Annotated in this window: 17 protein-coding genes, 1 tRNA gene and 1 pseudogene; 16 read left to right on the top strand and 3 right to left on the bottom strand. The window is 56.7% G+C overall.

Features of this window, described 5'->3' with window-relative positions:
- Positions 1–13: 13 nt before the first annotated feature.
- Positions 14–862 (top strand): SMP-30/gluconolactonase/LRE family protein, encoded by an 849-nt coding sequence (locus G3574_RS20525; protein WP_163967370.1) that lies wholly within the window; start codon positions 14–16, stop codon positions 860–862.
- Positions 863–888: 26 nt separating this feature from the next.
- Here G3574_RS20525 and G3574_RS20520 read toward each other — a convergent pair whose 3' ends face one another.
- Complete coding sequence (locus tag G3574_RS20520) at positions 889–1179, bottom strand: hypothetical protein (protein ID WP_163967368.1); 291 nt, start codon at positions 1177–1179, stop codon at positions 889–891.
- 381 nt (positions 1180–1560) lie between these two features.
- Here G3574_RS20520 and G3574_RS20515 point away from each other — a divergent pair, with 381 nt between their 5' ends.
- From G3574_RS20515 to G3574_RS20455, 14 genes are all read left to right on the top strand, one after another.
- Positions 1561–2796, top strand: a complete 1236-nt coding sequence (locus G3574_RS20515; protein WP_163967366.1) for a site-specific integrase — start codon at positions 1561–1563, stop codon at positions 2794–2796.
- Position 2797: 1 nt separating this feature from the next.
- Positions 2798–3304, top strand: a complete 507-nt coding sequence (locus tag G3574_RS20510) for a hypothetical protein (protein WP_163967364.1) — start codon at positions 2798–2800, stop codon at positions 3302–3304.
- A 114-nt stretch (positions 3305–3418) separates the two neighbouring features.
- Positions 3419–3622 (top strand): hypothetical protein, encoded by a 204-nt coding sequence (locus G3574_RS20505; RefSeq protein WP_163967362.1) that lies wholly within the window; start codon positions 3419–3421, stop codon positions 3620–3622.
- Between the two features lie 2 nt (positions 3623–3624).
- Positions 3625–3909, top strand: coding sequence for a helix-turn-helix domain-containing protein (locus tag G3574_RS28140; protein ID WP_235953532.1), 285 nt, complete (start codon positions 3625–3627; stop codon positions 3907–3909).
- Between the two features lie 279 nt (positions 3910–4188).
- Entirely contained in the window at positions 4189–4413 is a 225-nt protein-coding gene (locus G3574_RS20500; protein WP_163967360.1) for a hypothetical protein, read from the top strand.
- Entirely contained in the window at positions 4410–4829 is a 420-nt protein-coding gene (locus G3574_RS20495) for a CHC2 zinc finger domain-containing protein (protein WP_163967358.1), read from the top strand. The genes G3574_RS20500 and G3574_RS20495 overlap by 4 nt, the downstream gene beginning before the upstream one ends.
- The gene (locus tag G3574_RS20490) at positions 4822–5919 is read left to right on the top strand and encodes an AAA family ATPase (protein WP_163967356.1); all 1098 of its coding nucleotides are present in this window, start codon (positions 4822–4824) and stop codon (positions 5917–5919) included. The genes G3574_RS20495 and G3574_RS20490 overlap by 8 nt, the downstream gene beginning before the upstream one ends.
- A 203-nt stretch (positions 5920–6122) precedes the next feature.
- Positions 6123–7355: a phage major capsid protein gene (locus tag G3574_RS20485; protein WP_163967354.1), complete on the top strand. Its 1233-nt coding sequence runs from the start codon at positions 6123–6125 to the stop codon at positions 7353–7355.
- A gap of 13 nt (positions 7356–7368) precedes the next feature.
- Positions 7369–7929 carry an HK97 family phage prohead protease gene (locus G3574_RS20480; RefSeq protein ID WP_163967352.1) on the top strand — a complete coding sequence of 187 codons (561 nt, stop codon included), beginning with the start codon at positions 7369–7371 and terminating at the stop codon, positions 7927–7929.
- On the top strand, positions 7926–9104 hold the full coding sequence (locus G3574_RS20475; RefSeq protein ID WP_163967349.1) for a phage portal protein: 1179 nt from the start codon (positions 7926–7928) through the stop codon (positions 9102–9104). The genes G3574_RS20480 and G3574_RS20475 overlap by 4 nt, the downstream gene beginning before the upstream one ends.
- Positions 9055–9519 (top strand): HNH endonuclease signature motif containing protein, encoded by a 465-nt coding sequence (locus G3574_RS20470; protein WP_328804821.1) that lies wholly within the window; start codon positions 9055–9057, stop codon positions 9517–9519. Before G3574_RS20475 ends, G3574_RS20470 begins: the two co-directional genes overlap by 50 nt.
- A gap of 390 nt (positions 9520–9909) precedes the next feature.
- On the top strand, positions 9910–10239 hold the full coding sequence (locus G3574_RS20465) for a P27 family phage terminase small subunit (RefSeq protein ID WP_163967345.1): 330 nt from the start codon (positions 9910–9912) through the stop codon (positions 10237–10239).
- Positions 10214–11779: a terminase large subunit gene (locus G3574_RS20460; RefSeq protein ID WP_163967344.1), complete on the top strand. Its 1566-nt coding sequence runs from the start codon at positions 10214–10216 to the stop codon at positions 11777–11779. The genes G3574_RS20465 and G3574_RS20460 overlap by 26 nt, the downstream gene beginning before the upstream one ends.
- A gap of 156 nt (positions 11780–11935) precedes the next feature.
- The gene (locus tag G3574_RS20455) at positions 11936–12211 is read left to right on the top strand and encodes a head-tail connector protein (RefSeq protein ID WP_163967342.1); all 276 of its coding nucleotides are present in this window, start codon (positions 11936–11938) and stop codon (positions 12209–12211) included.
- A gap of 98 nt (positions 12212–12309) precedes the next feature.
- Here the strand turns inward: G3574_RS20455 and G3574_RS20450 are convergent.
- Positions 12310–12385: transfer RNA gene (locus G3574_RS20450), tRNA-Arg, on the bottom strand.
- Positions 12386–12591: 206 nt separating this feature from the next.
- Between G3574_RS20450 and G3574_RS20445 the strand changes: the two genes are divergently transcribed.
- Positions 12592–13473, top strand: a complete 882-nt coding sequence (locus G3574_RS20445; RefSeq protein WP_163967340.1) for a c-type cytochrome — start codon at positions 12592–12594, stop codon at positions 13471–13473.
- 312 nt (positions 13474–13785) lie between these two features.
- Here the strand turns inward: G3574_RS20445 and G3574_RS20440 are convergent.
- A pseudogene (locus tag G3574_RS20440) lies at positions 13786–14339 on the bottom strand (OmpA family protein); the annotation flags it as partial.

Genomic DNA, 14339 nt, shown 5'->3' with positions numbered 1-14339 from the left:
CCATGGAGCCGCCATGCAGGACATCATTGCCGAACGCACGCTGATCGCCGAGGGACTGACCATCGTGGAAGGGCCGCGCTGGCACGATGGCAGCCTCTGGTTTTCCGATTTCTGCCTGCAGAAAGTCATGCGCGTCGAACCCGACGGCAGGCTGAGCGAGGTGGCGCATGTGCCAGGGCAGCCTTCCGGTCTCGGCTGGCTGCCCGACGGCCGCCTGCTCGTGGTCTCGATGCATGATCGCCGCGTGCTGCGCCTGGATGCGCAGGGGCTGGCCCTGCATGCCGACCTGTCGGCCCTCGCCACCTGCCATTGCAACGACATGCTGGTCGATGGCCAGGGCCGCGCCTACGTCGGCAATTTCGGTTTCGACATGTTCGAGAAAGAGCCGGAAAGGCCGGCGGAAATCATCCTGGTCGAGCCCGACGGCAGCGCGCGCATCGTCGCCAGCGACATGCGCTTCCCGAACGGCACCGTGGTGACCCGCGATGGCCGCACCCTGGTCGTCGCCGAAACCTTCGGCAAGCGCCTCAGCGCCTTCGACGTTGCACCGGACGGCACGCTATCCAACCGCCGTGTATGGGCCGCCTTCGACGAGGCGATGCCGGATGGGATCTGCATCGACGCCGAGGACGCGATCTGGGTCGCGTCGCCACCGACCCGCGAATACCTCAGGGTGAGAGAGGGCGGAGAAATTACTCACCGTATCGCCATCCCCGGCCAGGCCATCGCCTGCGCGCTCGGCGGTGAGGATGGCCACACCCTCTATCTCACCTCGGGCAAGCTCCCCCGGCCGCTCAAGGCGCTTGCCGAGCGCCAGGGGCGCATCGAATCGCTCAGGGTGGACGTGCCGGCAGCGCGATGAATTCAGCCCGCGCCGTCCGCCGCGCCTCAGGCCGCGGACGGCAGCTTGCGGTCGGCAGCCTGCGCCGCGACCATGCAGATCCAGTATTTCAGCTTTGCCGAACGAGACGGCACGAAGAAGGGATCCTTGGCCGCGATCTCGACCGCCAGCAAGTCCATCGTTACCCGGCTCCGGGCTTCGTCCCACCATGCGTCGATGAAGCGCTCGAACCCGTCGCGCTCGTTCTCCGCGTCGAAGGTCAGCAAGGTTCGTCCGCCGTCGGCCGGCATCTGCACCCAGCCGATCCGCTTCGCATTGCAATGAATGGACGCAGTCATCCCCGCGCCATCCAGTCCCCGAATTTTTCTCACGTTCTTGAGCGAATACATACCTTGCCTTGACTGAATCATGCCGGCCGTCGATTGCGGCGGTCTCGGTTAGATACAAAAGCGGCGGGTAGTTCCACGGGGAAATTAAAGTCTGGAGGAAAGGAATCGCGGATGGGCGCGACAGGCAAATCGATGGGAGAAAGGGGGAGGAAAAGGTGGCGCGGCTGGCGGGGATCGAACCCACGACCCTTGGCTTCGGAGGGCGAATTATATGGTCTATGGAAGTCTTCTGTTGAATACAGAGATATTATTAATCAATGACTTAGCGCATTGATGTATTTAGAAGTTCTCCGTGGTACATTGCGGATTCAGTCCACAAATAGTCCACGAATGAAAACCAAGATCACTCGCGAGCTTCTCCGGGATGTAAAGCCAAAGCAAGCCGCCTTCGATATCCTCGATACGGAAGTTCGAGGATTCTTGGCCAGGATTACGCCAAGCGGCGCAATTTCCTTTGGGATCCGCTACACAAACGCCGCCGGCAAGCAAAGCCGCTATTCCCTTCGCAAAGCATTTCCCGCGGTTGGCGTCAGCGAGGCGCGGGAAGCGGCCCGTATCAAGCTTGGCGAAATTGCGGCCGGCAAAGATCCAAACGACGAAAGCAAATCAAAGCAAGCGGACAAAATTACTCTCGGTGAATTCCTAGACGAGCATTACAAAGCTTGGCTTGTCTCGAATACCAAGACCGGCAACATGATTGCCAACCGCATCAAGGTTTCATTCCCGACCTTGCTTGATAAACCGCTTGTTGAGCTTACCGGCCTAATGGTCGAAAAATGGCGATCCGACCGGAGAGAAAGCGGCATGTCCGCATCGACAACCAATCGGAACATTACAGCTCTACGAGGTCTTTGCTCCCGCGCGGTCGAGTGGGGATTCCTTGCGCAGCATCCGCTAGCCAACGTCAAGGCATTAAAAGAACCGAACGGCAAGGTCCGCTGGCTTTCGGACGACGAAGAAACCCGCCTACGCAATGCGCTTGATGAACGGGAATTTGTTGGCCGCGCAGAAAGGGCGAGTGCGAATGAGTGGAGGCGAGCGCGCAAATATGACTTGCTACCGGATTTCCGGGAGGTCGCTTTTCTTGACCACCTAAAACCAATGGTTCTTGTTTCGCTAAATACCGGATTACGGCAAGGCGAATTGTTTGGTCTGCGATGGGTAGATGTGAAGTTGGATCTTGAACCTCCCCATTTGACGATCCGCGACGAAAACACGAAGTCCGGCCAGACAAGACATATACCGCTTAACGACGAGGCTTTAGAAACACTCAAGCTTTGGCAGCAACAAACCCCTGGCGACTTTGTTTTTCCCGGTCCAAATGGCAAGCCGATAACGGAAATCAAAACGGCTTGGGGCCGGCTACTCAAAGACGCAAAAATCGAAGACTTTCGATGGCATGACATGCGCCACCACTTCGCAAGCCGTCTAGTGATGGCCGGGAATGATCTAAACACGGTTCGAGAATTACTTGGCCATGCGGACATGAAGATGACGCTTCGATACGCTCATTTGAGTCCAGAACACAAAGCCGCGGCCGTTCAAACACTAATGAAAAGGAAATAGCGTGGATCTCGAAAACAGCGATGAAATTAACTTGTTTGATCTTTCTTTTAACTTTGAAGATTACTTCGAGAGGTCCAAACAAGGCCAACTAACCGAGCAAGAGCAAAGCGAATTCGCGGCGCGAGTTATGGGGCAGTTTTGCCGGGATTTTTACAAAAATGGAGATCCCGCAGACGTTCCATACTGGATCATGAATTACCTTGCGGATCAAATGTTTAAAGCGCTTGCCGGGGAGCCATTGCAACAAGTCTTGCCAATGCCTTGGGAGGACCAAAAAGCAAGCTCACCTTGGACGGAGAAAGGGGAAAGGGCGCTGAAAATTTATGCGGCCATCCAGAACGAATTAGCCGCAAACTCAAAGGCAAACGTTACTGACTTGATCTACCAACAAGCCAAAGAAAATTTCATTTCGTTCGAGACGGCAAGGCTGGATTACTACGCCATAAAGAAGGGAATTAATGGGCCTGGAATACCGGAAAAATTTCTAAAACGCGGCCCCGAAAATTAGAATAATTTTCTCGGGCAATATTTATAAAGCTTTAGAGCGCGCGGGTAACTAAAGTCCTTATCACGCACTTCCACTGAAGTAGCGGTGTGTATTCAACCGACGATAAGGATTTCTATGAACAAGGCTAGTTTCACAATTGCCCAGTTCTGCGCGGAACACGGGAACATTTCCAAGAGTTTCTTTCACAAGCTGGTCAATGATGGCAAAGGCCCGCGCATCATGAAGATTGGCCGGCGCACATTGATTAGCGCCGAGGCCGCAGCCGAATGGCGGTCCGAGATGGAAAAGCAAACCACGCAAAACATCGTGGAGGTTTGACTATGAAAGACCAAAAGAAGAAAGGCGCAGCCCCCTTCCAAGAGAATGCGCCTTCCAAAGTACAGCGTGCCAAGCCTAGCAAGGAGATGACGATACTGTCAATCTTGCGCGCTGGCCAGAGCTTGAACCGGTTTGAGGCGGAGCGCCTGGGCGATCATTGCCTAAACACGACGATATCTAGCCTTGGAAACAAGGGTTATCTTTTCCGCGGCGAATGGGAAACCGTACCCAACCGGTTTGGCGGTGAGACTAGGGTAAAGCGGTATTACTACTTGGGAGTTGCGTGATGACCAACCCCAAAAATATTGACGTTCGCTTAACCGCGGCGTATTCTGGCCAAGTTGCCGATAAAGAGGCAACCGAGTTTGGCGACTCGAATAGACAGAGGCGGACAACCGCCGCACGGCGGTATTTTTACGTCCATTCACTATCTCACTTCCTACGGGCGGCGGTAGTGGGGATACCTTCGGGTATGCCGGTTTCCTTTGTCACCGGTTCGCCAACCCCGCTATTCGCCGCTCACCCGTTTGGCGACGGGACCGGCTCAACTGACAAAGGAGGCGCTCATGCCTAAAAAGATCAATGTATCCCCACGCGAAGCCGAAACCATTGATGGCTTGATTGAGAAATCAACCAAACTCCAAGCCATGCTTCTCGCGATCCAAGGCGACGGCTTGAAGCCGTTCAACAACTTGGCGGAAAGCGTTCAAGACACTTATCTATGGGCTTGCTCCGACTTGGCCAGCGAACTCATGGAATTGGCTCAAAGGCTTGGGGAGAATGATGTATGAGCGTTGATATCCTTCTTTCCAATCTCAATAAAGTCCGAAAAACCGGCCCAAACAAGTGGGCGGCTTGCTGTCCCGCTCACGATGACCGGGGACCAAGCTTGGCCGTTCGCGAGCTGGACGATGGCCGCGTTCTACTCCATTGCTTTGCTGGATGCGAACCCGAACAAATCTTGGCCGCTGTCGGCTTGACCTTCGACGCTTTGTTTCCGGAACGTCTTGCCGGCGATTCGCTCAAGCGGGAGCGCCGGCCGTTCAACGCGGCGGACGTTCTTCGATGCTTGTCGTTTGAAGCGGTTTTGATTATTCAATACGCCAACGAGATAGCGCGCGGCGAACCGCTTTCGGAAAAGCGGAAGCAACGACTTTTAACCGCGGCATCGAGGTTCCAACGAGGCTTGGAGGTCGCTAATGCGTAACGATTGGCCAAGTATCGAACGCGGGGCGGCGTTGCTTGACGCTCCAATATATCCGGCCACAAAGGACCGTTCCGTCCAACTCCGCCGCGGCTCCACCATTCAAATGAAGCCAATTCATTGGCTTTGGGATCAGTGGCTTCCCGCTGGCAAGCTAACTATCCTGGCCGGTGCGGCTGGAACCGGCAAAACCACTTTGGCGCTAGGTTTGGCCGCAACGCTAACCGCCGGCCGGCATTGGCCGGACGGAACCCAATGTAATCAACGCGGAAACGTCTTGATATGGTCCAGCGAAGATGCGCCGGACGATACGCTTGCGCCACGGTTGAAAGCCGCCGGGGCCGATCTGGATAGATGTTTTTTCATTGATGGCGTTGCGGAAGATGGCAAGAGTATGCCGTTTGATCCTTCAACGGATATAAGCGGGTTATACGAAGCGGCGGACAAGATCGGCGGCGTTTCGCTTTTGATCATCGACCCAATTGTTAGCGCCGTCGCTGGCGATATGAACAAGGCAAATGACGTTCGACGTAGCCTCCAATCTATCGTTGATTTTGCCGACGCTTATAACTGTGCCGTTCTTGGTATTACGCACTTTACGAAGGGAAGCGGCGGCCGCTCTCCCCAAGACCGAATACTTGGATCCCAAGCTTTCGGAGCGCTCGCCAGGATGAACTTGGTTGCCGCGAAAAAGGAAGATGACGAGCGGCGGGTATTGGCCAGGGCAAAGTGCAACATTGCCCGCGATGACGGCGGCGTCTCTTATGCTATCGAGCCAACGACTATCGACGGCGGAATCGAGACAACCGTAGCGACCTGGACCGGCACGGTGGAGGGATCGGCTCGCGAAATCCTTGGAGACGTCGAGTTTGACGATAGCGAAGAAGGCGGGGAACGAGAAGATGCGGCGCGTTTCTTGCGGGATCTGTTATCGGACGGACCATTGCCAAGTAAGCAAATTGAAGCCGAGGCTCGCGGCGCTGGATATTCAATGGCTACTATCCGGCGCGCGAAAGTCGAAGCAAAGATTGAAGCCTTCCGGGATGGCGGTCCGGGATCGAAAGGCCATTGGAAATGGCGTCTAGGTCCTTAAGATGCTCACTTTTCCTTAAGGTGCTCACGGAAATACATGAGCGCCTTAAGGATTTTTGAGCATCTTAAGAAATTCTTTGAGCCGAAAGCGCTTTTGCGCTCTATAGCCATCCATAGAGGTTTTATCTTTTCGGTTCAATACTAATAGCTTTGGTCTATTGCTATAAGGGGAATACCTAAACCCCTTTTGCAAAAGGACCACCGATGAACATCAATGCCATCAAAGAGCAACGTGCTCTGGCAGTCACCGAAATGCGCTCGATTGTCGAGCGTGCGCAATCCGAAAGCCGTTCCCTTACCTCCGACGAGTCCGCCAAGTTTGACGCGCTGAAAGCTCGCGTAACCGAACTGGAAGGCCAAGAGTCCCGCGCTTCTTTCCTTGCCGATGCCGAACGTCGCATGAGCGGAACGCCGGTCAACGGCGACAAGGCTTTTTCTGACCTTGAGCGCAATGTGTCGCTGCTCGAAGTGCTCCAAGCCGGCATGGAAGGCCGCAGCCTCACCGGAGCCGCCGCCGAATACAGCAAGGAAATCGAGCGCCGCAATGGTCGCAAAGCTCAAGGCATTTTCGTTCCGCTGGCCGCGCTTGAGCAGCGCAACACCACCACCACGGCTTCCCAAATTGTCCCGGTTGACTACAAGCCGGAGCAATTCATTGAACCGTTCCGTAACCGTCTGCTGGCCCGATCCCTTGGCGCTCGCGTGCTGACCGGCTTGTCTGGCAACGTCGAAATCCCCGCTTACGGAACCGGCATTACTAGCGGATGGGTTGCCGAGAATGGCGATCTGTCGACCTCCGGCATGACCTTTGGCAAAAAGACGCTTACCCCCAAGCATGTTGGCGCTCTGTCGGAAATGTCGCGTCAACTGATCCAACAAAGCTCTCCCCAAATCGAGCAATTGATTCGCGACGATATGGCGTTTGCGCTGGCCAAGGCGATTGACACCGCGATGATTAAAGGCGGCGGCACGAACGAGCCAACCGGCATCCTGGCAACCTCCGGCATCCAAACGGCAAGCCTTTCGACGCTGGACTATGACGGCATCTTGGCGATGTTGGAAAAGATTGAACTGGTCAACGGATCCGCCGGCGCTTGGCTGACCTCTCCGCAAGTCGCAACGAAACTGCGCGGCACTCTCAAATCCGCAAGCGCTGGAGCTGCTTATCTGTCCGAAGGCGGCCGTATGGCTGACCTCGCGGTCAACAGCACCAAACAAGTTCCGGTCAAGACCGGTTCGCCCGATACCGGCCGCTTGATCCTTGGCGACTTCTCGCAAGTCATTCTTGGCGTTTGGTCCGAGCTGGATATTCTGGTTAATCCGTTCGATAGCGACGCTTACAAGCGCGGCGGCGTTCTGGTTCGCGCAATGGCAACGTGCGACGTCGCAATCCGCCATCCGGAAGCGTTCGTGGTCGCGGATGACGTAGCAATCTAACGGAGCGGCGCGCATGAGGACCAATACTTTCGAGACACGATCGGGCGGCGATCTGCGCGCCATCTCCACCAACAAACTTACCGGCTATGCGGCCGTCTACAACTCGCTCAGTCAAGACCTGGGCGGGTTTGTGGAGCGCATCATGCCGGGAGCTTTCAAGCGTTCCCTGGCCAAACCGGACAATATCCGCGCGCTCTACGAACACGACCACCAAAAGACGCTTGGAAGGGTTGGAGCCGGCACTTTGGAGCTAACCGAGAACAGCAAGGGACTTTATTTCGAGTTGACCTTGCCGGATACGACCTACGCTCGCGACCTTGGCGTTCTTGTCCAGCGCGGCGACATTGCCGGTTGCTCTTTCGGCTTCCGCGTCCCGGAAAACGGCGATAGATGGGACATTCGTGGCGGCGTATTGACCCGCGATCTTCTAGACGTCGAACTTCACGAAATCACGATTACCGGCAATCCGGCCTATCTGGATACGACCGTTGCCGTTCGCAGCATGGAGCAATGGCGAAAAATTAACTCTGACCGAGCACGCTCGCTAGAGGCACTTTGGATCGAAACATTATGAACATCATTGCCCGCGCTCTAAGCCTTATTGGAGTCGAAAGGCGCTCCGCTGATCCTTCGTGGGATGGCGCGGCGCTATTGCGAAGTGGCGGCGTAACGCCAGGACGTGCCGAAAGCCTATCCGCGGTCTACGCTTGCGTATCTGCCATTTCCGAGACTATCGCGTCCCTCCCGCTGGTTTTGTACCGGCGGACCGATGATGATGGCCGCGAACGCGCTACGTCTCACCCGCTCTACAAGGTTCTTCACGACCAACCGAACGAACTACAAACGGCGCTCGAATTCCGCGAGATGATGACCGCAAGCGTCCTTTTGCGTGGCAATGCTTATGCGGAGATCCAACGCGGCTACGATGGCCAAGTTCGAGCGCTTATCCCTATTCCGGCGGATCGGGTAACAGTCATTCGCCTTGAGAACGGCCGAATGGCCTATAACGTCTCCGACCTCAAGGGAAACGTAAAGCGGTTCCTGCAAGAAGAAATCTTCCACTTGCGGCATAGATCCGATAACGGAATGCTTGGCATTTCGCCCGTTACGGCAAGCCGGGAGACCGTTCAACTGGCGCTTGCCGAACGCGACCACGGCAATAGCACTTTTGCGAATGGAACTCGCCTTTCCGGAATCTTGAAGTTTCCGCAAAAGCTCAAGACCGAACAACGGACAAATCTTGCTTCGAGCTGGACTAGCCAATATTCCGGCGGCGCTAACGCTGGCAAGACCGCCATTCTCGAAGAAGGCGTGGAGTATCAAACCGTCTCGATGAGCATGGAGGATGCTCAATGGCTCGAATCCCGGCAATTCTCTGTCGAGGAAATCGCGCGCCTATTCCGGGTTCCCCCAACCATTATTGGCGACCTCCGACATGGCAACTACTCCAACTCCGTCGAGATGAACCGGGTTTTCGTGGTTCATACCTTGCGCCGCCATCTGGCCATGTGGGAGCAAGCTATCTCGCGCGCTCTACTCACCGAAGCCGGCCGGCGTACCTACTTCGCGGAGCACAACGTAGAGGGTTTGCTTCGCGGCGATAGCGCCAATCGAGCCGAATTCTATTCCAAGGGGATTACCGATGGCTGGCTTACCGTCGATGAAGTCCGCAAGTTTGAAAACCTCGATAAGTTGACCAATGCCGAACGCAATCAAATCCCATCGAACCAAGATGCCCAAGGCGCTTGATACCGTGCGCACGCTTAAGGATAAGCAAAGGGCAAATGGCAGAACGCTTGCGCTCAATGGCACGGCTTGGCGCAAACTCCGCGCTCTTGTCCTGGCGGAGCAACCGCTTTGCGCTGACTGCGAGCGTTGTGGTTGGACTACCCCCGCGAATGAAGTAGACCACGCCGACAACGACCCGACCAACAACGAGCGATCCAACTTGATTGGCTTGTGCCGACCGTGCCACTCCCGCAAGACGCAACACTTCGAGCACTACAAGCGAACCGGCCAGTGGTTGCCAATCAAGGGTTGCGACGTCCACGGCCGCCCCTTGGACCCGCTCCATTTTTGGAACACGGACCGTCGAGCGCAAAAATCACCAGAACAAAACGGTCCCGAACCGGCTATGGGCACTCACGCACGCGACCGCACTTGAAAGTTTTACTTAAGAAAATTTTGGATGGCGATCAATAGACAAACTGGCATGGTAGCCATAGCGATAGAACGAAGGAGTGTGATGGAGTTTGAGGTCTCGCTCGCATCGTACATCGCAACCAAAATTATTAGGCACACAAGCCCCCATGAACCCATGCGTAAAAATCGCGCTACTCCTCGCTTGATGCCTCCTAACGTTTCAGCAAGAGCTACTTTGTCGGCATTTTCAACGTCCATAAGTTCTTTCTCACGGGATTTATCTAGGCCAAATAGTACAAGAAACCCTTACAACCAAAAAAGAATTTGAAACTGGCAACAACCAATTGCTATGGCAAATAGACCCACTCCAACCGCGATAAAAAAACTTGCTGGCAACCCCGGCAAGCGACCCATGAACGACCGGGAAATCCTCCCGACCGTTGGCGCTCCCACTTGTCCGGACTGGCTACCCGTCGAGGCCCGCGACGAGTGGAACCGTATCGTGCCGGAGCTGGACAACCTGGGCGTGCTTACTTGCGTGGATAACGCGGTATTAGTTGGCCATTGCGCGACCTATGCGGAGATTGTTTCCACGGTTCGAGCCGGCGAGCCTTTGAAGGCTGCGCTTCTAGCGCAAATGCGTGCTTATGCGAGCGAGCTTGGTTTGTCTCCGGCGGCAAGAGCAAAACTGGCCGTGCCAAAACGGGAGGAAGACGATGAAACAGCGCAGTTCTTCCAATAAGGCCGGCTACTGGTACGACGAAGCCGCCGCGGAGCGTGCCGTCCAGTTCTTCTCCAAGTGCCTAACGCATACCAAGGGCGAGTGGGCCGGCCAACCGCTACACCTGGACGAGTGGCAAGCGGAGAAAATCATTCGCCCGCTATTCGGTTGGAAGCGAAAAGACGGGACGAGAAAGTACCGGACGGCTTTCATTATGATTCCCCGTAAAGCCGGCAAGTCAACCTTAGCCGCCGGGATTGCAAACTACTTGCTCTTTGCTGACGGCGAACCGGGAGCGGAGGTCTATTCGGCCGCCGCCGACCGCGAACAAGCGGCAATCGTTTTTGAGATGGCAAAAGGTATGGTGGATGCTTCCGCCGCGTTGCGTACTCGCTCGCGATCTTTCAAGCGGTCCATCATCGTTGGCTCAACCAATTCCAGTTACAAGGTACTTTCTTCCGATGCGTACACAAAGCACGGCTTGAGCGCTCATGGAATTGTGGTTGACGAGGTTCACGCACTACCAAACCGCGAGTTATGGGACGTTCTAACGACCTCCACCGGCGCTCGCCGCCAGCCGCTTACCGTCGCAATTACGACCGCCGGCTATGACCGTAACTCGCTTTGCTATGAGCTTTACGACTACGCGGTAAAGGTTCGAGATGGAGTCATTGAGGACGAGGCGTTCTTGCCGGTTATCTTCGAGGCTGGCCAAGAGGACGATTGGAAGAAGCCGGAGACTTGGCGAAAAGCTCACCCTGGCTTGGGCGTATCGGTCAAAGAAGAATACTTTGCGGCTGAGTGTGCCAAGGCGCAGCAATTACCGGGATACGAAAACACGTTCAAGCGGCTTTTGCTGAATATCTGGACCGAGCAAAACACTCGATGGATTCCGCTTGAGACTTGGGACAAATGCGGCGGCGAGTTACCGGATCTGTCCGGGCGGGTTTGCTATGCCGGATTGGATCTTGCCTCCACCACCGATATTGCGGCGCTTGTTCTTGCCTTCCCTATTGCCGGCAAGGTCCATCTTCTTCCGTTTTTCTTTGTTCCGCGGGAAGGCATCAAGCGGCGATCCAGCCGGGACCGCGTGCCATATGAAGTTTGGGCACGCCAAGGCTTGATTATCCCAACTGAAGGCAACGTAATTGATTACGACATCATTCGAGCAAAGATCAACGAGCTAGCCGAGATATACCAAATCAAGGAAATCGCGGTTGACCGCTGGAACGCCACGCAGATTTCAACGCAACTAGCCGGCGATGGGTTCGAGATGATTGGATTCGGCCAAGGCTTTGCCTCGATGAGCGGCCCAACAAAAGAACTTGAGCGCCGAGTCCTGGCGCAAGAAATCAACCACGGCGGCAACCCGGTTCTTCGCTGGATGGCGTCCAACGTTTCTATAAAGCAAGACGAAGCCGGGAATATGAAGCCGGACAAGTCCAAAAGTACCGAAAGAATCGACGGTATTGTCGCGGCGCTTATGGCGCTTGGCCGCGCAATGGAAGCAGACGAAGAACGGCCAAGCGTTTATGACGAAGGCGAGTTTGCGTTCTTTTAGATTTTGAGAGGGTAGAGTACGCCCCCGCGCAAGCGGATTGGTACTCGCGGGATCAGTCGGCAAGTGCCCGCGTCGAGCAAAACCCCGACAACCGGCGGCGGGCAAACCTTTCAGACCTCCGCTCGCGCGGCCGGTACTTTCAACAGAGGACCAAAAATGATTACCCTAGACGAAGCAAAAAACTTTATCCGAGTCGATGATAACGCCGACGATGACTTGATTTTGGGAATGATTGCGACCGCAAAGGCGCATGTAGAGAACTACACTGGCGAAACCTATGCCGATGGCGAGGTTCCCGCTCCAATCAAGTCGGCCGCGCTCTTGTTGATTGGCGAGCTGTACGACAACCGCGGGATCCAGTACAACGAAGCCATCTATACAAGTCGGACTTTTGCCAACTTGTTGAATCAGTATCGGAAGCTTGGCATCTAGTTGCCGTAACGCTCCGCCGCTAGTCCACCAATAGACCACGGCCAAAACTGGCAACCTTGAAGGGATGGCGAGAAATGAGCTAAGTCATTGAATTTAAATGGCGCGGCTGGCGGGGATCGAACCCACGACCCTTGGCTTCGGAGGCCAATACTCTATCCACTGAGCTACAGCCGCACGGGACATCAGCAGTGATGCTGAAGAGCCATGAAGGATACCGGGTTTCGGCCGTGGCGTCCATGCAAATCCGGTAATCTCCATACCAAAGGCCCACCTTTCCGACTATAATCAAGGGTTTTGCGAGGTATTGCGCTGCGGCACAAGGGAGACTCTGGTTCAAGCGCGGACCCGACACCGGTTTCGAAAAATGCAATGAGGGAATAATGAGCGACGCACACAACGAACACGCATCTGCCATCCAGACGCCCAAGCAGCTGGTTGCTGCGGTCCTGGCAGGTTTTCTCGTACCGATCATCGCTATCGTGCTGTTGGTCCAGTACGTGACGAATGCGGAAAAGGTCGGTGCCGGTTCGACCAGCCAGACCCAGGAAGCGATTGCCGCCAGGCTGCGTCCGGTTGCCGACGACGGGTTCATCCTGAAAGACGCGAATGCGCCGAAGCAGCTGCAAAGCGGCGATGCCGTCTTCAAGGCGGTGTGCGCAGCCTGCCACGCAACCGGCGCAGCCGGCGCTCCCAAGGTGGGTGACGCAGGTGCCTGGTCGGCACGCATCGGCCAGGGCCAGGCAACCCTGGTGGAGCATGCGATCAAGGGCATCCGCGCCATGCCGGCGAAGGGTGGCAATCCCGACCTGGACGACGTGGAAGTCGAACGCGCCGTGGTCTACATGGCCAACCAGTCCGGCGGCAAGCTGAAGGAGCCTGAAGTCAAGGCAGCCGCTGCTCCCGCTGCTGCCGCACCCGCGGCAGAAGCCGCTCCCGCAGCGCCTGCCGCTCAACCGGCCGCCGCCGCCGCTCCGGCCCCCGCTGCTCCCGCCGCTGCAGCCGCACCGGCCGCTGCCGACGGCAAGAAGCTCTACGAATCCGCCTGCGTGGCCTGCCATGGCGCGGGTGTTGCCGGCGCACCGAAGTTCGGCGACAAGGCCGCCTGGGAACCGCGCATCAAGCAAGGCAACGCCACCCTGTACGAGCACGCCATCAAGGGCTTCCAGGGCAAGGCTGGCATGATGCCGCCCAAGGGTGGATCTTCCGCCTCCGACGACGAAGTCAAGGCTGCCGTGGATTACATGGCCAGCGCCGCCAAGTAAGCTGCAAAGTAAGCCGCCGTTCTAGCGCAGTCCAATGAAAAAGCCGACCCTCGGGTCGGCTTTTTTGCGTCTGCCCGTTCCCGGGTCTTATCCAAGTTGTCAGCGCGGCGGGAGCAATCCGCCCGTGCTTCCTTGCCCGCCATAGCCGCCTGCGGGAGCGGGGTAGCTGCCTGCGGGTGCCGGATAGCCGGCAGCCGGAGCCTGGGGATAGCCCGCCGGCGCCGGATACGTTTGGCCGCCGTAACCGCCTTGCGCCGTGCCCGGATTGCCGTAGGGACCAGACGGGCCGCCCGAGGATTGCTGGGGCGCCTGCGCGTTGGCCTGCTGTTCGGCGACGTAGATTTCCACGCGGCGATTGCGCGAGCGATTGACGTCCGTATCGTTGGGGGCGACCGGTTCATGCGAACCGCGGCCGTCGATCGCAACGCGGTTCGACGCCACGCCATGCTGGACGAGGTAGTCCCGCGTATGCGCCGCCCGGTTCACCGACAGCGGATCGTTGATGGCGTCACTTCCGGTGTTATCGGTATGGCCTACGATGTTTACCCTGGCATAGGGGTTCTCGACCAGGGTGCTCGCGAACTTGTCGAGGATGGGACGCAGGTTGGCCTTGATGTCGGAGCGGTTGGTATCGAAGGAAATGTCAGTCGGGATATCCAGCTTCAGGCGGTTGTCGGCGGTCTGGGTGACCTGCACGCCGGTTCCTTGTGTTGCCTGCTGCATGACGCGCTTTTGCTGTTCCATGCGGGCCGACCAGATGTTGCCGATCACCGCGCCCGCTGCGCCGCCGAGCGCCGCGCCTGTCGCCGTGCGGCGGCCGCCGCCATCGCCCGTCGCCGCGCCGATCACCGCGCCGAGTCCGGCGC

Origin of the sequence: Noviherbaspirillum galbum, from assembly GCF_010974945.1 — a bacterium.
GTDB lineage: Bacteria > Pseudomonadota > Gammaproteobacteria > Burkholderiales > Burkholderiaceae_D > Noviherbaspirillum > Noviherbaspirillum galbum.
The sequence above is the reverse complement of the archived record's forward strand: the minus strand, read 5'-3'. Positions and strand labels throughout refer to the sequence as shown.

What these genes read in the sequence shown, in the direction of transcription:
- G3574_RS20520 (WP_163967368.1), bottom strand. Translation starts at nt 1,179, where the DNA reads ATGACTGCGTCCATTCATTGCAATGCGAAGCGGATCGGCTGGGTGCAG.
- G3574_RS20500 (WP_163967360.1), top strand. Translation starts at nt 4,189, where the DNA reads ATGCCTAAAAAGATCAATGTATCCCCACGCGAAGCCGAAACCATTGAT.
- G3574_RS20525 (WP_163967370.1), top strand. Translation starts at nt 14, where the DNA reads ATGCAGGACATCATTGCCGAACGCACGCTGATCGCCGAGGGACTGACC.
- G3574_RS20460 (WP_163967344.1), top strand. Translation starts at nt 10,214, where the DNA reads ATGAAACAGCGCAGTTCTTCCAATAAGGCCGGCTACTGGTACGACGAA.
- G3574_RS20470 (WP_328804821.1), top strand. Translation starts at nt 9,055, where the DNA reads ATGCCGAACGCAATCAAATCCCATCGAACCAAGATGCCCAAGGCGCTT.
- G3574_RS20475 (WP_163967349.1), top strand. Translation starts at nt 7,926, where the DNA reads ATGAACATCATTGCCCGCGCTCTAAGCCTTATTGGAGTCGAAAGGCGC.
- G3574_RS20495 (WP_163967358.1), top strand. Translation starts at nt 4,410, where the DNA reads ATGAGCGTTGATATCCTTCTTTCCAATCTCAATAAAGTCCGAAAAACC.
- G3574_RS20445 (WP_163967340.1), top strand. Translation starts at nt 12,592, where the DNA reads ATGAGCGACGCACACAACGAACACGCATCTGCCATCCAGACGCCCAAG.
- G3574_RS20515 (WP_163967366.1), top strand. Translation starts at nt 1,561, where the DNA reads ATGAAAACCAAGATCACTCGCGAGCTTCTCCGGGATGTAAAGCCAAAG.
- G3574_RS20490 (WP_163967356.1), top strand. Translation starts at nt 4,822, where the DNA reads ATGCGTAACGATTGGCCAAGTATCGAACGCGGGGCGGCGTTGCTTGAC.
- G3574_RS20485 (WP_163967354.1), top strand. Translation starts at nt 6,123, where the DNA reads ATGAACATCAATGCCATCAAAGAGCAACGTGCTCTGGCAGTCACCGAA.
- G3574_RS20465 (WP_163967345.1), top strand. Translation starts at nt 9,910, where the DNA reads ATGAACGACCGGGAAATCCTCCCGACCGTTGGCGCTCCCACTTGTCCG.
- G3574_RS20480 (WP_163967352.1), top strand. Translation starts at nt 7,369, where the DNA reads ATGAGGACCAATACTTTCGAGACACGATCGGGCGGCGATCTGCGCGCC.
- G3574_RS20455 (WP_163967342.1), top strand. Translation starts at nt 11,936, where the DNA reads ATGATTACCCTAGACGAAGCAAAAAACTTTATCCGAGTCGATGATAAC.
- G3574_RS28140 (WP_235953532.1), top strand. Translation starts at nt 3,625, where the DNA reads ATGAAAGACCAAAAGAAGAAAGGCGCAGCCCCCTTCCAAGAGAATGCG.
- G3574_RS20505 (WP_163967362.1), top strand. Translation starts at nt 3,419, where the DNA reads ATGAACAAGGCTAGTTTCACAATTGCCCAGTTCTGCGCGGAACACGGG.